Here is a 19,715-nt window from a genome sequence, read left to right as displayed (position 1 = left end):
CGGCCCCGCACCCGCCCGCGCGGTCATTTCCGCGACGGGAGCTCGGCACACGTGGAGCCGGCCGGTTCGCCCGACAGGCGGTCGGTGAGCCAGTTGATCGCGGGCCCCTGGTCGGTGAGCAGCGGGGCGAAGTGGTTGATCAGCGCGCGGCCGACGTCGGGGATCCGCACCGGCTTGTACGTGACCTGGGCGCCGCGGCCGCACCAGTCGACGGCCAACTGGCGTGCCTGGGCGTGCGGGACGAGGTTGTCGCTCACGCCCGTGGCGACGCGGACCGGGCTCTGCGGCTGGATGGCGCCGATGCGCTGCTGGGCGAGGAACTCCTGGAGGCGCGGTTCGGCCTTGATGATGTCCTCGAGGCTCTTGCCGTCCTTCGTCCAGGTCGAGCTCTTCTTGGACGAGTAGCCGAGGATGGCGTCGCCGACGCAGGCCGTGGAGAGGTCCTTCAGGGCGGCCCGGCCCTTGTCGCTCAGGTACTTGTCGGCGATCGCCCGAAGCTCCGGGTCGGACTGCAGGAACCCGTTGAGCGACCAGCCGAGCGCGCCGACGAGGTCGGTGCCGTCGATGGCCCTGGTCGTCGCGGTCAGGTCGGCGGGCGGCGCGCCCGCGTAGGTGCCGGAGAGTGTGACGTCGGGCGCGTAGGTGGGCTGGAGTTCGGCGGCCGCCGCGGTGGCGCCGCCGCCCTGGCTGTAGCCGAAGAGGCCGACGCGCGAAGCGGTGGTGACACTGGCGTCCTTGAGGGCGCGGGCCGCGCGCACGGCGTCGAGCACCGCGTGGGCCTCGTCGAGCCGGTTGACGTAGGTGTGCAGCCGGTCGGTGGTGCCCAGGCCGATGTAGTCGGTGACGACGACGGCGACGCCCTTGGCGAGGAGCCGGTAGATCGCCAGGTCCTCGTAACCGGCCACCAGTGTCTGCCCGTTGAACACGATCGGGTGCTCAAGGCCCATCGACGCGGCGCACTGGTCACCCTGCCCCTGGGTGCCGGGTGCGAGCGCCACGAGCGGCCGGGGCCCGGGGCCGCGCCACTTGGCGCTGGGCTCGATGTACGCGCCCGTGGACGCGGCGGGCTTCCCGTTGGAGTCGGTGGTCCGGTACATGATGCGGGTCGCCTTGCCGGGCAGCGGCCCGTTGAGGCCGGGCAGGCTGAGGGCGAGCGGGAGCCCCTCGCTGCGGATCAACGCGCCGTTGGCGCCGGGCAGTTCGGCGGGCGGGTTGTAGAACGCGGGGATGGTGACACCGCGCGAGACCGTGTCACCGGAGGTGCCGGAACCGGTGGCGGCCGCTGCGGGCACGGCCTGGGCGCCGACACATGCGGCGACGGTGACGGCGGCGGCCAGCAGTCGGGTGGGGGCGGCGGGCATGGCGAACCTCCGGTCTACGGGCGGGGGTTGACCCCCGCCTGGCGGCTGTCGGCCGGAAATTCGGGCAGGCCGACGACGCGCTCGAGGCGGTCGTCCCACCGCCACCACGCGCCTTGGCGGACGTTATCCACACCGGAGTTACCGCGGGTAGCACCAGGAAGGTTACGGTTCAGTAATTTAAGCCTGCACCGCAAGTCCGAGCACGTCACGGACCGTGCGCACGACGCCGTTCTCGGTGTTGGCCGGGGCACGCAGGCGGGCGCGGGCGAGGACGTCGGGGTGGGCGTTGGCCATGGCGTAGGACCAATCGGCGGTGTCCAGCATCTCCAGGTCGTTGCGGTAGTCGCCAAAGACCATGGTCTGCGCGGGCGTGATGCCGAGGGCGTCCTGGAGCCTGCGGACGGCGGCACCCTTGTTCGCCGCCGGGTTCATGACGTCGATCCAGTGGTGGCTGGAGACGACGACCTGGTGGGTGTCCGCGAGCGGGGCGAGGAGCGGGGCGGTGGTCTCCTGCGCGCTGCCGAAGTCGAAGAGCGCGACCTTGACGAATTCGTCCTCGACGGCGGCGGCGTCCTCGACGATCTCGTGGGCTGCGTAGTACGTGCGGACCTGCTTCATGAAGGCCTCGTCGGAGCGCTCCACGTAGGCGGACCGCTTACCGCAGACGACGACGCCGGCGTCGACCCCGCCCTCGTCGACGAGCTGCCGCATCGACTTCACGATCCACTCGACGACGGCCGGCTCCAGCGGGTCCGAGCTGAGTTCGGCGCCGCCGCGCACGACGTACGCGCCGTTCTCCGCGACGTAGACCATGCCGCCGTCGTCCACGGCGCCGAACTGGCCGGCGAGGGTGGCGTACTGCCGGCCGCTGGCGGGGCAGAAGGCGATGCCGCGGTCGCGCAGTTCGGTCAGGAGCGGCCAGAGGGAGTCCGGTACGTTTCCGTCGCCGTCCAGGAGCGTGCCGTCCATGTCGGTGACGACCAGGCGGATGTCGGGCGGGGTGGCGGTGGCCGTAGGCCGGTGGTGCTGGACGTTCACGGTGGATCCTGGTTCGGTGGTGCGGGTGTGCCGGGCGCCGTGGCACGGCCCTGCGGCGTAATGCCACCAGTGTATGGAGGGGCCTTACCCAGGGGTTTCGCGCCCTCCGGGACTCCCCCGTCGCCCCCGCTCCGGCCGGTTCCCGCTCTTGATCATGCCCACGCCCGCGCCGTACGGTTCCGGCACACCCCGCGCGGGACCAACCCGACCAGGAGCAGGCAATGCCCCGATTCACGCTGGATGGCACCGTTTTGCGGTACGACGATTACGGCCCCGCGGACGGGGTGGCGATCGTGCTGATCCACGGGCATCCGTTCAACCGGACCCTGTGGGCCCCGCAGGCCGAGGCGCTCGCGGCGGCCGGGTACCGGGTGCTCACGCCCGATCTGCGCGGGTACGGGGAGAGCGATGTCACTCCGGGGGTGGTGCTGCTCGCGCGCTTCGCGGACGATGTCGCCGCGCTCCTGGACGAGCTGGGCCTCGGCACCGCCGTCGTCGGCGGGGTGTCGATGGGCGGCCAGATCGCCATGGAGTTCCACCTGCGGCACCCGGACCGCACCCGCGCCCTCGTCCTGTCCGACACCTCGGCGCCGCCCGAGACGCCGGAGGGCAAGGTGCACCGCAACCGGCTCGCGGTGCGGCTGCTCGCCGAGGGCATGAGCGGGTACGCGGACGAGGTCATCGACAAGATGCTCGCGCGCTACAACGTCGCCGCGCTGCCCGAGGTCGCCGCCCACGTCCTTGGCATGATGCAGGTCACCGACCCGCGCGGGGCCGCGGCGGCGCTGCGCGGGCGGGCCGAACGCCCCGACTACCGCGACAGCCTCGCGGCGGCCAAGGCCCCCGCACTCGTCGTGGTCGGCGCGGACGACGCGTACACGCCGGTCGCGGACTCCGAGGAGATCGTGAAGCTGATGCCGGACTCGGTGCTGAGGGTGATCGACGGGGCCGGGCACCTGCCGGGCGTGGAGCAGCCCGAGCTGTTCAACGCCGTGCTCCTGGACTTCCTCCGCGACCGCTGCCCGACCGGGTAGGACGCGACCGTGACCCGTTCCGCGAGCGACCGGCTGCTCGACGCGCTCGGCGCCTTCGACCAGGACCACCCCTCGCTCACCCTGACCCAGCTCGCGCACCGCGCCGATCTCCCGCTGCCCACCGCGCACCGGCTCGTCGGCGCGCTCTCGCGCTGGGGCGCCCTGGAGCGCGACGAGGCGGGCAACTACCACGTGGGGCTGCGGCTGTGGGAGATCGCGGCGCTCGCCCCGCGCGGCCTCGGTCTGCGGCAGGCGGCGCTGCCGTTCCTGGAGGACCTGTACGAGTCGACGCACGAGAACGTGCACCTCGCCGTGCGTGACGGCCGGGAGGTCGTCTACATCGAGCGCCTGTCGGGGCGCTCCGCGGTGGGCGTGCACTCGCGGGTGGGCGCGCGCTGGCCGCTGCACGCGACGGGTGTCGGCCTCGTGCTGCTCGCGCACGGCGGCCCCGAACTCCAGGACCGCTACCCCGAGGGCGGGCTCGACACGTTCACGCCCTTCACCGTCACCGATCCGGTGCGGCTGCGCCGGATGCTGGCCGAAGTGCGGCGCAGCGGAGTCGCGGTGAGCGACCGTCAGATCACCGACGACGCGCTGTCGGTGGCGGCCCCGGTGCGCGGGCCGCGCGGTGATGTCGTCGCCGCGGTCTCCGTCGTCGTACCGGTCGAGGGCGCGCGGACGCCTGCGCTGATTCCGGCGGTGCAGCTGGCCGGACGCGGGATATCGCGCGCTCTGGGCTGGCAACCCGTCTCGTCCGCGCACCCGGCTTCCGTCTGACGGAAGTGGCGTTGTGGGGGTGTGGCTCAGGTCACCAGGGTGTTCGGTAACGCGCGGCGACGGTGCCGCGCGGTGACAGGAGGGACGCCCGTCATGACCGTCTGTTCGGCCTTCGCCCGCAACCAGTGGTACGTCGCCGCGTGGTCGAAGGAGGTCGGCAGGGAACTGCTCGGCCGCACGATCCTCGGCGAGCCGATCGCCTTCTACCGCACCGAGGCCGGGGAGCCGGTCGCCCTCGCGGACCGCTGTGTGCACCGCCGCTACCCGCTGTCTGCAAGTGGTCTCGACGGAGACCGGGTGGTGTGTGGGTACCACGGCTTCACCTACGACACGACGGGCACGTGTGTGTTCGTGCCGGGGCAGAAGCGGGTGCCGCGGACCGCGCGGGTGAGTTCGTACCCGGTCGCGGAGGTCGACGGGATGGTGTGGGTGTGGGTCGGTGACCCGGAGTCGGCCGACACGAGCGTGATTCCGCGCGCCCCGCACCTGGTCGCGGACGGTTTCGTGACCGTGGAGGGCATGGAGCCGATCGACGCCGACTTCATGCTGCTCGTCGACAACCTCATGGACCTGTCGCACGAGACGTATCTGCACGGCGGTTACATCGGCACACCCGAGGTCGCCGAGACACCCATCGCCACGGAGGTCGACGAGGAGTCCGGGATCGTGCGGGTGTCTCGGCACATGAAGGATGCCGAGTGCCCGCCGTTCTACGCCCGTTCCACGGGCATCGAGGGCCGCATCGACCGGCGCCAGGACATCGAGTACCACGCGCCGTGCCTGTATCTGCTGCACAGCACGATCAGCCCGTCGGGCCAGGAGTCCCCCGCGTTCCGCACGGAGATCACGTACGCGATCACCCCGTCGTCGCCGGGCAAGGTGTACGACTTCTGGGCGGTGTCACGGAACTTCGCGACCGAGGACGACGAAGTCACCACGTTCCTGCGGGACTTCAACCACACCGTCGTCATGCAGGACGTGGACGCGCTGAATCTGCTGCAGCGCACCCTGGACACCGAGCCCGAGGGATACCAGGAGCTCAGCATCAACATCGACACGGGCGGCCTGGCGGCGCGCCGCATCCTCGCGAAGCTGGCCGCCGGATGACACGGCCCGTCTTCCGCATCGAATGGCTCCCCGGTACCGATGTCCTCGACGGCCGCTGCCACTGCGGCGAGCGGCACACCAGCGAGGACCCGGTCGCCATGTGGGAGTGGATGCTCGCCCATCCCGACCATCCGCAGACACCACCCGAACCGAAGGACCGCACGCCGTGAGCGAGCCGCTCGACCCCCTCGACACGTACGACCCCCTCGACACGTTCGACCTCGTCGTCGCCGAACGCCGCCAGGAGGCCGAAGGCGTCGTCTCCCTCCTCCTGCGCCGCCCCGACGGCGCGCCGCTGCCCGCGTGGGAGGCGGGCGCCCACATCGACCTGATCCTGTCCGAGGCCGAAGGTCTGGAACGGCAGTACTCGCTGTGCGGCGGCGACACGCGCTCCTGGCGGATCGCCGTGCTGCGCGAGCGGGACGGGCGGGGCGGTTCGGCGCATGTGCACGGCGAGCTCCAGGAAGGCGCGGCGGTACGGGCCCGTGGGCCGCGCAACCACTTCCGGCTCGAACCGGCACCCGCGTACCGGTTCGTCGCGGGCGGCATCGGCATCACGCCGATCGTGCCGATGCTGTCCGCCGCGGCCGACCAGGGAGCGCGGTGGTCCCTGCATTACGGGGGCCGCTCACGGGCGACGATGGCGTTCGCGGAGGAGCTGGCCGACCGGCACCCCGACGGTCGGATCGAACTCGTCGAGGGCCTGCTGGACCTGCCGGCGGTCCTCGCGGAGCTGCGGCCCGGTGAACTCGTCTACGCGTGCGGACCCGAGCCGCTGCTCGCCGCGGTCGAGGAGCTGGTGCCGGCCGAGGTTCTGCGCACGGAGCGCTTCACCCCGACCGCGACCGACACCAGCGGCGACACCGCCTTCGAGGTCGAACTCGCCTCCTGCGGGCGGACGTTGAAGGTACCGGCCGACCGGACGATCCTCGCCACCTTGCAGGAGGCCGGGGTCCAGGTCCTGTACTCGTGCACCGAGGGCACGTGCGGCACCTGCGAGACGGATGTGCTCGCCGGGGAGGTCGACCACCGCGACAGTGTGCTCACGGCCGCCGAGCGGGAGGCGGGCGAGACGATGATGGTGTGTGTCTCGCGGGCCAGGGGCGAGCGGCTCACGCTGGATCTGTGACCGCCGCTTCCGCACCGGCCTCGGCCTCCGGCCGCACCGCGTGTTCCGCGCGGCGCAGCAGCGTGGCCGCCAGCAGGCCCCCGGTCAGCACGGCGGCCGCGCCCACGAGTTGACCGGTCTCCACCGCGGAGCCGAACGCCCGCGTCACCGCGTGGCGTTCGGCCGCCGAGTCACTAGCGGCGAGGGCGGCGGGCAGCGAGGCCGCGGCCACCGGGACGAGCGCGGAGAAGCGGGCGCTGAGCACCGCGCCGAGGACTGCGACGCCGAGGCCGCTGCCGAACTCGGTGACCGTGCCCTGGATCCCGGCGCCCGCCCCCGCCTTCTCGCGGGGGATCGAGCCCATCACGGCGACGGCCATCGCCGGGTTCGCGAACGCGCAGCCGACACCCATGAGCACGAGCCCGACGAGCAGGCCTCCGTATCCGTCCACGACCCGCCCGGCGAGGGCGACGGCGGCGAGCCCGCAGGCGAGCAGGGTCATGCCGAGGGCGACGGACCCCGGGATGCCGAGCCGCTTGCTCAGCCTGGCGGACACACCCGTGAAGTTGAGCAGTACGACGGTGAGCGCGAACGGCGCGGTGCGCAGCCCGGCCTCCAACGGGCCGTAGCCCAGGACGAACTGGAGCTGCTGCGTGAGCAGGAAGAGCGCTCCCCCGCTGCCGAAGGTGATCAGCACGGCGCCGATCACGGCCCCGGTGAACGTCCGGTTGCGGAAGAAGCTCATGTCGAGCATGGGGTCCTGGACGCGCCGCTCCCACAGCACGAACCCGGTCAGCGCGCACACCCCGAGTCCCGCGCCCCCGAGCACGTACGGGGAGGACCAGCCGTGGTCGGGTCCCGAGACGACGGCGTAGACGAGCGAGCCCATCGCGACCGTCGACAGGAGCGCGCCGAGCAGGTCGGGGCGGTGGCTCTGGTCGGCCCGGCTCTCCGGCACCAGGACGCTGACGGCGCACAGTCCGAGCAGGACGACGGGCACGTTGACGATGAACAGGGAGCCCCACCAGAAGTGGGCGAGCAGGACGCCGCCGACCAGGGGTCCCGCCGCGAAGCCGAGGGCGTTGACGGCGGCCCAGACGCCGATGGCGCGGACCCGCTCGTCGTCGTCGAAGACCTGCACGGCCACCGCGAGGGTGGTGGTGAGGAGCAGGGCCCCGCCGACGCCCATGCCGGCGCGAGCGGCGATCAACTGTCCTGTGCTGTGGGCGAGCGCCGCGGCGAGCGAGCCCGCGCCGAACAGCACGAGTCCGGTCAGGAGCAGCTTCTTGCGGCCGTAGCGGTCGGCCGCGGCCCCGGCCGCGAGCAGCAGTCCCGCCTGCACCAGGACGTATGCGTTGATGATCCACTGGACGTCGGCGGTGTCGGCGCCGAGGTCGTCGGTGAGGGTGGGGACGGCGACGTTGAGGATCGTGTTGTCGAGGATGACGACGAGTTGGGCGAGGCAGATCACGCCGAGGATGAGCCAGCGGCGCGGGTCCCGGGGCCTGGCGGGCGTGGGGGCGGTCGGCTGCTCGGCGGCGGGCGTCGCCGTCATGCGGGCTCCTTGAGGGCAGGCAGGGAAGCGGGGACCGGGAACCACCCCGCTGGTTAGGTAACCCTAACTCAACGGATGGTCCGCGTCCGCCCCACCCCACCAGGGCCTATAGGACCTACAGGCCCTTATAGCGCGCGATGCATGATGTGCAGTCCGACCCTGCCGTCCCTCGGGTGCTCGTAGGCCGCGGGCACGGTGCCGAGGATCGTGAAGCCGAGCGAAGTCCACAGCCGGACGGCCGGGTTGGTCTCGACGACGGCGTTGAACACCATGGCGCGGTAGCCGTCCGCCCTGGCCGTCTCGAGGACGTGCTCGGCGAGGGCGCGGCCGTGACCGTGACCGCCCTGGTCGGGGTCGACCATGAACCCGGCGTTGGCGATGTCCCGTGCCGGGCCGCCGTAGTTGGGCTTCACGTACGCGGTGGCGACGACGTCGCCCGCGTCGTCCTCCATGACGAGGACGCGCTTGCCCGCGCCCTCGGTCCACAGGGCGCGGGCCTCGGGCTCGCTGGTGTCGGGGTCCCAGGCATACGTCTCGCCCGCGCGCACGATCCGCCGCCAGAACGGCCAGATCCGCTCCCAGTCCCCGTCCCTGATGTCTCTGATCTTCATGGGGGCGAGTCTGGCACGGGGTCCGGCCGCTCCGTCGGGGGCGTTCGTCTGGTGAACTCGGGGCTCGTCAGCCGGTGTACGCCGCGCTCCGTGTGCTCGCCCGGTCGTCGGCTGTCGGCGCGGCCAGGAGCAGCATCGCCCCGAGGCCGAGCGCCGCGACGCCCGCGAAGAACCAGAAGCCCCACGGGTGCGCGATCCCCGCCGTGACCAGGGCGCCGGTGACGAAGGGCCCGGTGATCGAGCCGAGCCGGCCCACCGCGGAGGCGAGGCCGAGCGCGGTGCCGCGGGTGCGGGCCGGGAAGACATGGGCCACGTACCCGTAGATGAGGACCTGCGCGGAGAACACGAAGACCCCCGTGAGCAGGACCAGCGCGTTCAGGAGCAGGCTGGACTCGATGCGCAGGCTCAGCACGGCGAGCAGTACTGCGCCCGCCGCGAACCAGATTCGGGCGATGCGCCGGATGCCGTACTTGTCGGCGACGACACCCGCGACGACGAGCCCGATGACGGCGCCGATGTTGAGGACGAGCAGCAGCGCGATGGAGCGGGAGATGGGGTAGCCGGCGCTGCGCATGAGTTGGGGCAGCCACGTGTTGAGGCCGTAGACGAGCAGCAAACCCATGAACGAGCCGCCCCACACCGCGAGGGTGGTGCGGCGCACGCGCGGGCCGAGGAGGTCGCGCATGCCGATGCGTTCGGCCTCGGGCTCCTGCTTGGCGGCGAGGTAGGCGGCGGACTCGGGCAGCTTCCACCACATCAGCGGGACGACGACGAGGCCCGCGACTCCCCCGCCGTAGAACAGCCAGTGCCAGTCACCGGCCACGGCGAGCGCGAGCACCGAGGTGAGGACGGCGCCGACGTGGTAGCCGGTCATGGTGAAGGTGCTGGCGCTGGCGCGGCGGTGTTCGGGCAGGTTCTCCGACATGACGGTCAGGGCGACCGGCATGCAGGCGCCGAGGCCGAGCCCGGCGAGGAAGCGCAGCACACCGAACACGGCCACGTTCGGGGCGAGCGGTGTCACGAGGGTGAACACCGAGAACAGCAGCACCGAGCCGATGAGCATGCCGCGCCGCCCGAACCGGTCGGTGAGCGGGCCGAGCCCCGCGGCGCCGACCGCGACGCCGACGAGGGACACGGTGGCGACCGCGGTGGCATCGGCGGCGGTGAATCCGAGGTGGTGCGTCTTGAGCAGGGTGGGAATGGTGGCGCCGAGTGCCACCAGGTCGTATCCCTCGAGCAGGACGGTCAGCCAGCACAGCACCGCCGTGCTGGCTGCCCGCTTGGGAGACGTCGTCATTGGCGTGCTCCTTGCCGGATGAGCGGATGGGGACGGGGACGCGCTGCTCCTGGGGGGGCGGGGGACTTCGGACGGGGCCGGCCCTCTTACGGGGATCGGGCCGGCCCCTTCAGCGGGGATCAGAAGGGGTACGGCGCGATCTGCGGGCGCACGGTCACCCACTGCGTCTCGGTGAACGCCTCGATGTTGGCCTGGGCGCCGCCGAACCGGGAGCCGTTGCCGGAGTCGCCGACGCCGCCGAAGGGTGCGGCGGGCTCGTCCATGACGGTCTGTTCGTTGATGTGCACCTTGCCGGAGCGGATCCGGTCGGCGAGCGTCATCGCGGTGCCGACGTCGCCGAGGATGCCGACGGACAGGCCGTACGGCGAGGCGTCGACGATGCGGGCCGCCTCGTCGAGGTCGCGGTAGGTGCGCACCGGCGCGACGGGGCCGAAGATCTCCTCGCGCCAGGCCGGGCTGTCATCGTCGAGGCCGGTGAGGACGGTCGCCGGGTAGTACGGGGCGTCGGCCTTGCCGCCCGCGGCGAGCTTCGCGCCCGCGGCGACGCTGTCGGTCACCACCTTGTCGATGTGGGCGAGTTGCCGCCCGTCGATGATGGGGCCGAGCGCGACGTCGCCCTGGGCGGGGTCGCCGACGGGCAGGTTCGCGGCCTTCTCGGCGAGCAGCGCCACGTACTCGTCGGCCTGCGACTCGTGGACGAGGTGGCGGCCGGTCGCCATGCAGATCTGGCCCTGGTGGAGGTACGAGCCGAACGCGCCGGCCGAGGCGGCGGCCGGGATGTCGGCGCCGGGGAGGACGACGAGTGCGTTGTTGCCGCCGAGTTCGAGGTGGACCTTCTTGAGGTTCCGGGCGGCGGCCTCGCCGACCTTGCGTCCGGCGGCGGTCGAGCCGGTGAAGGAGACGACGGAGACCTCGGGTGCCTCGACGACGGCGGCGCCGACGCTCGCGTCACCTGGCAGCAGGTGCAGGAGGCCCTCGGGAAGGCCCGCCTCCTCGAAGACGCGGACGATGGTGACACCGCCGCACACCGCGGTGCGCGGGTCCGGCTTGAGGAGGACGGCGTTGCCGAGCGCGAGCGCGGGTGCCACGGAGCGGATGCCGAGGATGAGCGGGAAGTTGAACGGCGCGATGACCGAGACGACGCCCGCGGGCACGCGGCGGGCGAACGACCAGCGGGGTTCGCCGCTGCTGAGCACGTCGCCGAGCGGGTGCGCGGGCAGCGCCGCGTCCTCGTAGCACTCGGCGGCGGCGAAGTCGGTCTCGACGGTCGCCTTGGCGCGGGTCGAGCCGGCCTCGCGGACGATCCAGTCCTTGATCTCCTCGGCGTGCTCGGCGAACAGGTCACCGGCCCTGCGCAGCACGGCGGCCCGCTCGGCGGGCGGGGTGCGGGCCCACTCCCGCTGTGCCTCGGCGGCGCGGGTGGCGGCGCGCGCGACGTCGTCGGCGGTGGCGCTGCCGATGGCACCGAGTTGCTGTCCGGTGGCGGGTTCGACGACGGCGGAGGTGCCCCCGCTTCCGGCGGTCCAGCCGTCGAGGTGGATGCGCTCGTGCCAGACGGGGTCTTCGAGGAGAGTCATGTTCACTCCGGTGAGGTGGGGTGGGTGTCGACCTGGATGAGGCGGGGCCCCTCGGTCGCGGGTTTCTTCAACTGCTCGCGCAGCTCGGCGGGTTCGGTGACGGCGGTGGCGGGCACCCCGTAGCCTGCGGCGAGCGCGGTGAAGTCGAGGCCGGGGATCTCGGTGCCCGGCACGTCGGGGGTGTCGAGCAGCTTCCCGAACCAGCGCAGCGCGCCGTACGTGCCGTTGCGCAGGATGACGAAGGTGACCGGGACCCGGTAGTGGGCGGCGCTCCACAGCGCCGTGATCCCGTAGTTGGCGGAGCCGTCGCCGACGACCGCGACGACCGGCCGGTCCGGGTCGCCCATCGCCGCGCCGACGGCGGCGGGCAGGCCGAAGCCGAGTCCGCCGGAGGCCGGGAAGAAGTAGGAGCCGGGGTGGCGCAGGTCCATCTGCCGCCACCAGGCGCCGTTGGTGGAGGTGGACTCGACGACGTAGCGGGTGTCGGGCGGCTGGGTGTCACGGAGCGCGGCGAAGACCTCCTCCGGGTGGAGGGCCGCTCCCGAGACGGTGGCGGGTTCGGGCGGGACCGTGAACTCCCCTGACCTGCCTGCCCGTTGAGGCAGTCGGTTCAGCAGCGCGGTCAGCACCGGTCCCGGGTCGGCGACCAGCGCCTCCCCCATCGGCGCGCGCGCGGCGGCGCCCGCTTCGTCGGTGACCTGGATCAGCCGGGCGCCGTCCGGAAGGTAGGGGCCCGGCACGTGCTGGTGGTAGCGGAAGACGGGGGCGCCGAGGACGAGCACCAGGTCGTGCCCTGCGAGCGCGGAGGACACCGCGCCGATCCCGGCGGGCAGCACACCGCGCAGCAGCGGATGCCGGTTGGGGAACGGGAGGCGGTGCGGTGACGGCGCCACCCACACCGGCAGGCCGAGGTGCTCGGCGCAGGCCACGGCCAGGTCGAAGTGTCCGAGGGCGTCGATGTCACCGCCGAGGACGAGGACGGGGTTGCGGGCCGCGCCCACTTCCCTTATGAGGTCGTCGAGTTGCGCCTCGTCCGGTGTGAGGCCGCGCCGGATCCGACGCTCCAGGACCTCGCCGGCCTGCGGGTCGAGTTCGGCGTCCCAGTCGTCGTAGGGCACGGAGAGGTAGCTCGGGCGGCGTTGCAGTTCGGCCTCGAAGACGGTCTGGGCCAGCGAGCGCGGGACGTCGGCGGCGCAGGCGGGTTCGGCGGAGTGGCCGACGAGCGGGCGCATCAGTTGGGGCGCGTCGACGTTGGCGAGCATCGCCTCCAGGCCGATGGCCGAGCGGACCTGCTGGCCGGCCGTGAGCACCAGCGGCGAGCGCGCGTACACGGCGTTCGTGAGCGCGCCCATCGCGTTGCCGGAACCGGCGGCCGCGTGCAGGTTCACGAATACGGGGCGGCCGGTGACCTGGGAGTATCCGTCGGCCATGCCGACGACGACGCCCTCGTGCAGGCCGAGGACGTACCGGAAGGACTCCGGGAGTCCCGCGAGGAAGGGCAGTTCGTTCGATCCCGGGTTCCCGAAGATCGTGGTGAGGCCTTGGCGCTCGAGGAACGCGTGGGCGATCCGGCGTGCGGTCGGCATGCGCAGAGTCCTCCTTGACCGGCGGTGATGTGGTTGAGCCTAGAAATAAAGCCGACCGTGCTCCAATCAATGTTGCCTACCTGCTTCATAGACAGCATCGATAACACGACTCGTAGAGTGGACGGATCATGCGGGACTTCGACCTCAATCTCGTGCGCACCTTCGTGCTGCTCTACGAGACCCGGAGCGTGACGGCGACCGCCGAGGCCCTGCACGTCACCCAGCCGACGGTCAGCTACGGGCTGCAGAAGCTGCGCCGCCGCTTCGATGACGAGCTGTTCCGTCGCACGGGCGCGGGCCTCGCCCCGACGACCACGGCTCGCGCCCTGTACGAGCCGCTGCACGGCGCCCTCGCCGAGATCGAGACGACGGTGAGCGGCGCGCACACCTTCGATCCGGCGACGGCGCGCGCCGCGTTCACGGTGTGCCTGTCGGACCTGGGCGAGGTCGCCCTGCTGCCCCGCTTGATGGCCGCGCTGCCGCACGCGGCGCCAGGCACCACGCTCACGGTGCGGCCGCTCGACATCCGTGGCGCCGCCGACCAGTTGGGCCGCGGGGAGATCGACGCGTTCATCGCCTCGACGCCGCTCGGCTCGCCGCGCGTGGAGCGGATCCCGCTGTTCTCGGAGGGGTACGTCGCCGTGGTGGCCCGCGACCACCCGCGGTTGCGCGGCCCCCGCGTGGACCTGGCCGCGCTCGGCGCCGAACAGCATGTGACGGTGTCCGGCCCCGCCGGGCACGAGGGGCCGCGCCGCGCCCTGGAGGCGCACGGGCTGCTGCACCGCGTCCTCCTGGACGTGACCCGGTTCGCGGGTCTCCCGTATCTCATCCAGGACAGCGAACTCGTGGCGGTGGCGCCCCGACTGGTGGCCCGCATGTTCGCCGCCGACCACCGGGTGCGGCTCCTCGAGCTGCCCATCGACATCGAACCGGCGCAGGTCGCGGTCTACGCCCGGCACGCGCACGCCCGCACTCCGGCGCAGCACTGGCTGGTGGACTTCATGCGGGAGACGCTGGTCGACGCGACGGAGACGTGAGGCACGGCGCCCGCCCGCGAGGACGGGCGCCGTGGTGTCAGTCGTTGCGCGCCGTCTCCGGTCCGGTGAAGCGGCGCAGCAACGGCAGCGTGGAGGCGATGACGGCGAGCGAGGCGACGACCCCGGCGAGGGTCAGCCCGTAGTATCCCGCGCCCGGTGGGCGGATCGAGTAGCCGAACTGCGCCTGGAGGAACAGCTGCGCGGTCAGGAAGCCCATCGCGATGGCGAGCGCCGCGACGATCAGCAGTGGCGCCGCGCTCTCCAGGAGGACCACGCGGCGCAGTGTGCGCAGCGGCACGCCGGACAGCCGCAGCAGGGAGAAGGGCCGCTTGCGTTCGTTCAGTCCGCCGGCCAGGGCGACCGCGAGGCCGCATCCGGCGATCGGGAAGCTGATCACGATGACGACGGTGGCCAGTTGCTGGTAGCCCTCGATGCTGCTCCAGCGCTGCGCGTAGTCCTCGGCGACGGTGTAGGGCGGCAGTTCGTGGGGGTACGCGGCGGAGAGGACCGTGCGGACGCGTTCGACGGCCGCGGTGGAGCCGTCCGTCGTCACCACGATCTCGCTCACCGGCAGCGTTGCCAGCCGTTGCGGGCTGATGTCCGCCGCGGGCCATACGGGCGGCCAGGCCCGGTCCTCCCGCGTACCGAAGCGCGCGAAGTCCGGCGGGATCGCGGCCGCCTCGGCGCCGGGACGGCAGTCGTTGTGCGCGGGCATCCGCGCCAGTTCGGCGCAGGAGACCAGGCCCGCCAGGAGCGGCGGCTCGCCCTTCGGCGGGCGCGGCTCGACGGGGTCGGGGATGCGCAGCGGGTTCGTGCGGACGGCCAGCACGCTCCGGACGCCGGGCACGGACTCCAGGTCGGAGCGGGTCGCGGCGGACAGCGTGGGCGGCGGCTCGGCGTTGTCGGCTGCGAACTGCCGGTCGTAATCGGCGACCACCGAGCTGCCGAACGCCGCGTTGTCCTCGGGCACGCCGCTCTCCGCGACGACCGCGGTGATGATGCCGACCGCCGTACTGGTGACGCAGAGTGCGAGGACCAGGCCGCTGACCGCCCGGAATCCGGCCTTCGGGTCGTCGGCGAGGCGCCGCCCCGCGAGGAGCAGCGCCGGCCTGCGGGTGAAGCGGACAAGCAGCCGCGCACCGGCCATGGTCAGCCACGGCCCGGCGAGCACGATGCCGACGAGGATCAGCAGGATGCCGGGCACGAAGGCGAGCAGCTGGCCCGAACTGCCCTCGGGGACGCGCCCGATGACCCACCACAGCTGCCCGATGCCGAGGGCTGACGGGATCAGCCGCCAGGCCCGCGGCGGCCGGGGCGTGGTGCGGCGGGTGACGCCGAGCGGCGAGACCCGCACCCGGCGCAGCGCGACGCGCGCCGCGACCGCCGCGGCCACCGGCACGCCCACGGCCGTTCCCAGCACTTCCCACGCGCCGAGCGACAGGTCGCCGGTGAAGAACGGCGTCCCGGTCAGGTCGGCGCGTGCCACCAAGGGCCGCAGCGCGAACCAGAGGGCGAAGCCCACCGCCGTGCCGGCGACGGCGGCGACCGCGGACTCGACCGTCGAGATCAGCGAGACCTGGGCCGGTGTCGCTCCGACCAGCCGCATCGCGGCGAAGCGCTGTTCGCGGCGGGCGGCGGCGAGTCGGCTCGCCGTGCCGGTCAGGATCAGCACGGGGAAGATCAGCGCCAGGGCCACCACGGAGAGGACGAGTGCCATGCCCTCGGCGTTGATGCCTGCGGCGACGTCGCAGTTGGGTCCGCTGCAGCTGCTGGGCGAGTGGGTCTCGATGGTGGTGACACGCCGGGCGCCCTCCTTCCCCGCCAGTTCGCCGGGGCGGTGCCCCACCACGACGATCAGGGAGTCCGGTCCTGGCAACGCGGCCTTGCCGATGGTGCCCGCCCGGCGGCCGGGGTAGCGGTCGCTCAACTCGGCGGCGGGCGTGGCGCGCAGCAGGTCGGCGAGGGCCGGGGACACGTAGTACTCGCCGGGGCCCGGGAGCCGTGGCAGGCCCGGCGGCACCGGCGCGTCCGGCCCGGTGGCCGCCACGTCGACGCGGCCGATGAGCCCGCCGTCGTAGTGGTCGGCCCGCAGCAGCCACCACAGCGGGTCGGCGTCCGCGTCCCGCGCGTTCTTGCTCCGGGTGAACTCGGCGCCGGTGTTGAGCCAGGCGTTGCGGTCGTTCTGGGTGCGGGTGGCCTGGACGGCGGCGAGCGTGGACAGCAGCAGCGCGACGCCGACAGCGACCGCGGCGGCGATCACGGTCAGGCGCACCAGGGCCTCGCGGCCGCCCGCGACGGTGAGGCGCAGCGCGAGCCGGATCACGAGGCGACCCGTTCGACGGAGAGCGGGGTCACTTTGCCGTCGCGGACGACGACCTCCCGGTCGGCGAACGCGGCGACGCGCGGCTCATGGGTGACGAGGACGACGGTCGTCCCCTGCTCGCGGGCCGATCCGACGAGCAGGTCCATCACCTGCTCGCCGGTGAGCGAGTCGAGTGCGCCGGTGGGCTCGTCGGCGAAGAGCACGCGCGGGCGGGCGACCAACGCCCGCGCCAGCGCGACGCGTTGGGCCTGCCCGCCCGACAACTCGCCGGACCTGCGGCCCTCCAGGCCGGACAGGCCGAGCCGTTCGAACCAGGCACGGGCCTCGCGCAGCGCCGAGGTCCGGCGGCCGCGCGCGAGGAGCAGCGGCAGCGCCACGTTCTCCTCGGCCGTCAGCTCCGGTACGAGCTGGCCGAACTGGAAGACGAAGCCGAAGCGGTCGCGACGCAGCGCGCTGCGCTCGGCCTCCCGCAGGGTGTCGATGCGCCGCCCGTCGTAGTGGACCTCCCCCTCGTCGGGCACCAGGATCCCCGCGAGACAGTGCAGCAGCGTCGACTTGCCGGAACCGCTCGGCCCCGTCACGGCGACGATCTCGCCCTGCGCCACGGACAGTTCGGCGCCCCGCAGGGCGGGGGTGCTGCCGAACGAGAGCTTTACGTCACGTGCCTCGATCAGACTCATGAGCGCACCTCCGCCGCCAGCGCGCCGAGCCGCGCCACGGTCATGTCGATCCAGCGCAGGTCGGCCTCCAGGTGGAAGAGACCGTGGTCGGCGAGCATCCGGTCGACGAGTTCGCCGGTGCGGCGCAGCTCGGTCAGCTCGCGCATCCGCTGCATGTGGGCGGCCCGCTGGGTGTCGAGGTAGTCCTGGGCGTCCCGCTCCAGGAGCAGCGCGAGGACGACCTTGGTGAACAGCGTGGTCTGCAAATGCTGTTCGGGGGCGACCGGCTCGGTGAGCCAGGACTCCACCTGCGTGACACCGCTGTCGGTGATCACGTACCGCTTGCGGTCGGGCCCCTCCCCCGGTTCGGAGTCGCCGACCGCCACCTTCCCGTCCCGGGCGAGGCGGCGCAGCGTCGAATAGACCTGCCCGTAGGGCAGCGGCTTGCCGCGGCCGAAGTAGGTGTCGTAATTCCGCTTGAGGTCGTAGCCATGGCTCGACTCACGTTCGAGGAGCCCGAGCAGCGCCAGTGGAACGGTCATACCTTGATGTATACGCCGGGTGTATACCCCCGGTCCATACGTCGGCGAGCGTAGCCACCCATCACCCAACTGGCCGATCACGCACAGACGTTGAGGCGGTCAGGCCTCCCGGCGCGTGTACGGCAGCGCGTCCACCAGCCCCGCGAGGTCCGCCTCGGTGGGCGCGCTCTCGAGGAAGACCACGCGGTACAGCGCGTAACCGAGCCAGCTGTCGACCACCGACCCGACGTCGAGCCCGGCGGGCAGTTCGCCCCGTGCGATGCCGCGCCGCAGCAGCACGGCCCCCGGCTCGCTCCAGGCGACCAGGAGGTCGCGCAGTTCCGCGCGGCCCGCCTCGCCGCGCTCGACGAGCGCACCGGCCACGACGCTCGGGTCGCCGAGCAGCGTCAGCGTGCGGACGAGGTCGGTGATGTGGGCCAGCGCGTCCGCGCGCACGGAGCCGGTGTCGGGCTGCGGGCCCGGCGCGAGCTGGTCGGTGACGGCCTCGGTGATCACCGCGGCCTTGTTCGGCCACCAGCGGTAGAGCGTCATCTTGGCGACGCCGGCGCGGGCGGCGATCCGCTCCATCGTGACCTTGTGATAGCCGAGCTCGGCGACGAGTTCCCGCGCGGCGCCCAGCACAGCCGCGTGCGCCTGCGGATCCCGGTGGCGCCCGCGCCTGGGCCGGGGAGCCGTCGACTCGTCCATGTCCCACTCCGATCCCCGTGACGGGAATTTGTAGACAGTACGTATCGTCTAAGAATAGTGACAGGCCCGTCGGGCGACGGCGGACCGCGACACAGGCCAATCAGGAGGTCCGCAATGAACAACAGGTTCGACGGCAAGGTCGTCCTCATCACCGGTGGCGGCTCGGGTCTGGGCCGGTCCGCCGCGCTCCGGGTCGCGGCCGAGGGCGCGAAGCTGGCGCTGGTCGACGTGAACGCGGAAGGGCTCGCGCAGAGCGCCGCCGAGATCGAGAAGGCCACGCCGGGCGCCGAGGTCCTGACGCTCACCGCCGACGTCAGCGACGAGGCGGAGGTCGAGCGCTACGTGGCCGGGACCACGCGGGCCTACGGCCGGATCGACGCCTTCTTCAACAACGCGGGCATCGAGGGCAAGCAGAACCTCACGGAGGAGTTCGGCAGCGACGAGTTCCAGCGCGTCGTCGACATCAACCTGCGGGGCGTCTTCCTCGGCCTCAAGCACGTCCTCGCGGTCATGCGCGAGCAGGGCGGCGGCACGGTCGTGAACACCGCGTCCGTGGGCGGCATCCGCGGCGTGGGCAACCAGTCCGGTTACGCGGCCGCCAAGCACGGCGTCGTCGGCCTGACCCGGAACTCGGGCGTGGAGTACGGACAGTTCGGCATCACCGTGAAGGCCATCGCGCCCGGCGCGATCATGACGCCGATGGTCGAGGGCTCCCTCAAGCAGCTCGACCCGGTGAACTGGGAGGGGGCCGGCCGCCAGTTCGTCAGCACCAACCCGATGAAGCGCTTCGGCCGCCCCGAGGAGGTCGCGAACCTGGTGGCCTTCCTCCTCTCCGACGAGGCGTCCTTCATCAACGCCACGGTCGTCGCGATCGACGGCGGCCAGTCCGAGCAGTACTGAGCGCACCCCGGAACCAACGTCTCAGCGCCGGCCGTCCACCTCGGCCGGCGCGTACTGGGCGATTCCGTCCCCGAACGACCAGTCGATCGACTGGTTCTCGGTGATCGTGACGAGCACGTTGCGCGGCTCGGTTCCCGCGTACTCCTGCGCGAGCTCGGCGATCCGCCGGTACAGCGCCCGCTTCTGCCCGTCGGGCCGCCCGGCCCGCATGGTGATAGCGACGAACACCACATCGTCGTCCCGCCGCACCCCGAGGTAGTCGTCGAAGCGGAGGGTGCCGCGCACTCCGTCGTGACTGGTGAGCACCTGGAACAGATCGTCGGCCGGGAAGCCGAGCGCCTCCCCGAGGGCGTCGTGCACGGCGCGCCCCAGTGCCCGCAGGCGGTCCCGGTCGGCCCCGAGGGCGTCGATGCGGACAAGCGGCACGGGTGGGCTCCTTCGTCGTGGGCACGGAACGCGGCGCGGCTCGACGGGCTCGACACCGTTGTCGTACATACTAGTAGTTACAGTTCCTGG

At 72.5% G+C, this 19,715-nt stretch carries 19 protein-coding genes; 7 read left to right on the top strand and 12 right to left on the bottom strand.

Annotated features, from left to right (window positions below; all coding sequences use genetic code 11):
- Positions 1-23 precede the first annotated feature (23 nt).
- The gene (locus ACFV9W_RS17965; protein WP_385761615.1) at positions 24-1,361 is read right to left on the bottom strand and encodes a lipase family protein; all 1,338 of its coding nucleotides are present in this window, start codon (positions 1,359-1,361) and stop codon (positions 24-26) included.
- A 177-nt stretch (positions 1,362-1,538) separates the two neighbouring features.
- The gene (locus tag ACFV9W_RS17960) at positions 1,539-2,399 is read right to left on the bottom strand and encodes a Cof-type HAD-IIB family hydrolase (protein ID WP_385761612.1); all 861 of its coding nucleotides are present in this window, start codon (positions 2,397-2,399) and stop codon (positions 1,539-1,541) included.
- 221 nt (positions 2,400-2,620) lie between these two features.
- Here ACFV9W_RS17960 and ACFV9W_RS17955 point away from each other — a divergent pair, with 221 nt between their 5' ends.
- The 5 genes from ACFV9W_RS17955 (at position 2,621) to ACFV9W_RS17935 (ending at position 6,446) form a co-directional block, all read left to right on the top strand.
- Positions 2,621-3,433, top strand: coding sequence for an alpha/beta fold hydrolase (locus ACFV9W_RS17955; RefSeq protein ID WP_385761609.1), 813 nt, complete (start codon positions 2,621-2,623; stop codon positions 3,431-3,433).
- 9 nt (positions 3,434-3,442) lie between these two features.
- Positions 3,443-4,210 (top strand): IclR family transcriptional regulator, encoded by a 768-nt coding sequence (locus ACFV9W_RS17950; RefSeq protein WP_385761606.1) that lies wholly within the window; start codon positions 3,443-3,445, stop codon positions 4,208-4,210.
- Between the two features lie 93 nt (positions 4,211-4,303).
- Positions 4,304-5,317, top strand: coding sequence for a Rieske 2Fe-2S domain-containing protein (locus tag ACFV9W_RS17945; protein WP_385761603.1), 1,014 nt, complete (start codon positions 4,304-4,306; stop codon positions 5,315-5,317).
- Complete coding sequence (locus ACFV9W_RS17940; protein ID WP_385761600.1) at positions 5,314-5,487, top strand: hypothetical protein; 174 nt, start codon at positions 5,314-5,316, stop codon at positions 5,485-5,487. The genes ACFV9W_RS17945 and ACFV9W_RS17940 overlap by 4 nt, the downstream gene beginning before the upstream one ends.
- Positions 5,484-6,446 carry a PDR/VanB family oxidoreductase gene (locus tag ACFV9W_RS17935; protein WP_385761598.1) on the top strand — a complete coding sequence of 321 codons (963 nt, stop codon included), beginning with the start codon at positions 5,484-5,486 and terminating at the stop codon, positions 6,444-6,446. Before ACFV9W_RS17940 ends, ACFV9W_RS17935 begins: the two co-directional genes overlap by 4 nt.
- Here ACFV9W_RS17935 and ACFV9W_RS17930 read toward each other — a convergent pair.
- From ACFV9W_RS17930 to mdlC, 5 genes are all read right to left on the bottom strand, one after another.
- On the bottom strand, positions 6,430-7,980 hold the full coding sequence (locus tag ACFV9W_RS17930; RefSeq protein WP_385761595.1) for an MFS transporter: 1,551 nt from the start codon (positions 7,978-7,980) through the stop codon (positions 6,430-6,432). The genes ACFV9W_RS17935 and ACFV9W_RS17930 overlap by 17 nt on opposite strands.
- A 125-nt stretch (positions 7,981-8,105) precedes the next feature.
- Positions 8,106-8,591 carry a GNAT family N-acetyltransferase gene (locus ACFV9W_RS17925; protein ID WP_385761592.1) on the bottom strand — a complete coding sequence of 162 codons (486 nt, stop codon included), beginning with the start codon at positions 8,589-8,591 and terminating at the stop codon, positions 8,106-8,108.
- A 67-nt stretch (positions 8,592-8,658) separates the two neighbouring features.
- Positions 8,659-9,888 (bottom strand): MFS transporter, encoded by a 1,230-nt coding sequence (locus ACFV9W_RS17920; protein ID WP_385761590.1) that lies wholly within the window; start codon positions 9,886-9,888, stop codon positions 8,659-8,661.
- A 119-nt stretch (positions 9,889-10,007) separates the two neighbouring features.
- Positions 10,008-11,465 carry an aldehyde dehydrogenase family protein gene (locus ACFV9W_RS17915; protein ID WP_385761587.1) on the bottom strand — a complete coding sequence of 486 codons (1,458 nt, stop codon included), beginning with the start codon at positions 11,463-11,465 and terminating at the stop codon, positions 10,008-10,010.
- Between the two features lie 2 nt (positions 11,466-11,467).
- Positions 11,468-13,051 (bottom strand): benzoylformate decarboxylase, encoded by a 1,584-nt coding sequence (gene mdlC / locus ACFV9W_RS17910; protein ID WP_385761585.1) that lies wholly within the window; start codon positions 13,049-13,051, stop codon positions 11,468-11,470.
- 128 nt (positions 13,052-13,179) lie between these two features.
- On the opposite strand from mdlC, the gene ACFV9W_RS17905 reads away from it, so the two are divergent.
- Positions 13,180-14,088, top strand: a complete 909-nt coding sequence (locus ACFV9W_RS17905) for a LysR family transcriptional regulator (RefSeq protein ID WP_385761582.1) — start codon at positions 13,180-13,182, stop codon at positions 14,086-14,088.
- Between the two features lie 37 nt (positions 14,089-14,125).
- Here ACFV9W_RS17905 and ACFV9W_RS17900 read toward each other — a convergent pair whose 3' ends face one another.
- The 4 genes from ACFV9W_RS17900 to ACFV9W_RS17885 form a co-directional block, all read right to left on the bottom strand.
- On the bottom strand, positions 14,126-16,411 hold the full coding sequence (locus ACFV9W_RS17900; RefSeq protein ID WP_385761580.1) for an FtsX-like permease family protein: 2,286 nt from the start codon (positions 16,409-16,411) through the stop codon (positions 14,126-14,128).
- Entirely contained in the window at positions 16,408-17,091 is a 684-nt protein-coding gene (locus tag ACFV9W_RS17895; RefSeq protein ID WP_385761577.1) for an ABC transporter ATP-binding protein, read from the bottom strand. The genes ACFV9W_RS17900 and ACFV9W_RS17895 overlap by 4 nt, the downstream gene beginning before the upstream one ends.
- On the bottom strand, positions 17,088-17,612 hold the full coding sequence (locus ACFV9W_RS17890; RefSeq protein WP_385761575.1) for a PadR family transcriptional regulator: 525 nt from the start codon (positions 17,610-17,612) through the stop codon (positions 17,088-17,090). The genes ACFV9W_RS17895 and ACFV9W_RS17890 overlap by 4 nt, the downstream gene beginning before the upstream one ends.
- 99 nt (positions 17,613-17,711) lie before the next feature.
- Entirely contained in the window at positions 17,712-18,299 is a 588-nt protein-coding gene (locus ACFV9W_RS17885; RefSeq protein WP_385761573.1) for a TetR/AcrR family transcriptional regulator, read from the bottom strand.
- Between the two features lie 114 nt (positions 18,300-18,413).
- Here ACFV9W_RS17885 and ACFV9W_RS17880 point away from each other — a divergent pair, with 114 nt between their 5' ends.
- Complete coding sequence (locus ACFV9W_RS17880; protein ID WP_385761570.1) at positions 18,414-19,199, top strand: glucose 1-dehydrogenase; 786 nt, start codon at positions 18,414-18,416, stop codon at positions 19,197-19,199.
- A gap of 21 nt (positions 19,200-19,220) precedes the next feature.
- Here ACFV9W_RS17880 and ACFV9W_RS17875 read toward each other — a convergent pair whose 3' ends face one another.
- On the bottom strand, positions 19,221-19,625 hold the full coding sequence (locus tag ACFV9W_RS17875; RefSeq protein ID WP_385761567.1) for a tautomerase family protein: 405 nt from the start codon (positions 19,623-19,625) through the stop codon (positions 19,221-19,223).
- Between the last annotated feature and the right edge of the window lie 90 nt (positions 19,626-19,715).

Origin of the sequence: Streptomyces sp. NPDC059897, from assembly GCF_042730865.1 — a bacterium.
Taxonomy (GTDB): domain Bacteria; phylum Actinomycetota; class Actinomycetes; order Streptomycetales; family Streptomycetaceae; genus Streptomyces.
Note: the sequence above shows the minus strand (reverse complement) of the source record. Positions and strands in the feature narration are given on the sequence as shown.

Excerpts from the sequence above, each read along its gene's own strand:
- ACFV9W_RS17965 (WP_385761615.1), bottom strand. The coding sequence starts at position 1,361 with ATGCCCGCCGCCCCCACCCGACTGCTGGCCGCCGCCGTCACCGTCGCC.
- ACFV9W_RS17955 (WP_385761609.1), top strand. The coding sequence starts at position 2,621 with ATGCCCCGATTCACGCTGGATGGCACCGTTTTGCGGTACGACGATTAC.
- ACFV9W_RS17945 (WP_385761603.1), top strand. The coding sequence starts at position 4,304 with ATGACCGTCTGTTCGGCCTTCGCCCGCAACCAGTGGTACGTCGCCGCG.
- ACFV9W_RS17940 (WP_385761600.1), top strand. The coding sequence starts at position 5,314 with ATGACACGGCCCGTCTTCCGCATCGAATGGCTCCCCGGTACCGATGTC.
- ACFV9W_RS17930 (WP_385761595.1), bottom strand. The coding sequence starts at position 7,980 with ATGACGGCGACGCCCGCCGCCGAGCAGCCGACCGCCCCCACGCCCGCC.
- ACFV9W_RS17925 (WP_385761592.1), bottom strand. The coding sequence starts at position 8,591 with ATGAAGATCAGAGACATCAGGGACGGGGACTGGGAGCGGATCTGGCCG.
- ACFV9W_RS17920 (WP_385761590.1), bottom strand. The coding sequence starts at position 9,888 with ATGACGACGTCTCCCAAGCGGGCAGCCAGCACGGCGGTGCTGTGCTGG.
- ACFV9W_RS17915 (WP_385761587.1), bottom strand. The coding sequence starts at position 11,465 with ATGACTCTCCTCGAAGACCCCGTCTGGCACGAGCGCATCCACCTCGAC.
- mdlC (WP_385761585.1), bottom strand. The coding sequence starts at position 13,051 with ATGCCGACCGCACGCCGGATCGCCCACGCGTTCCTCGAGCGCCAAGGC.
- ACFV9W_RS17905 (WP_385761582.1), top strand. The coding sequence starts at position 13,180 with ATGCGGGACTTCGACCTCAATCTCGTGCGCACCTTCGTGCTGCTCTAC.
- ACFV9W_RS17895 (WP_385761577.1), bottom strand. The coding sequence starts at position 17,091 with ATGAGTCTGATCGAGGCACGTGACGTAAAGCTCTCGTTCGGCAGCACC.
- ACFV9W_RS17890 (WP_385761575.1), bottom strand. The coding sequence starts at position 17,612 with ATGACCGTTCCACTGGCGCTGCTCGGGCTCCTCGAACGTGAGTCGAGC.
- ACFV9W_RS17885 (WP_385761573.1), bottom strand. The coding sequence starts at position 18,299 with ATGGACGAGTCGACGGCTCCCCGGCCCAGGCGCGGGCGCCACCGGGAT.
- ACFV9W_RS17880 (WP_385761570.1), top strand. The coding sequence starts at position 18,414 with ATGAACAACAGGTTCGACGGCAAGGTCGTCCTCATCACCGGTGGCGGC.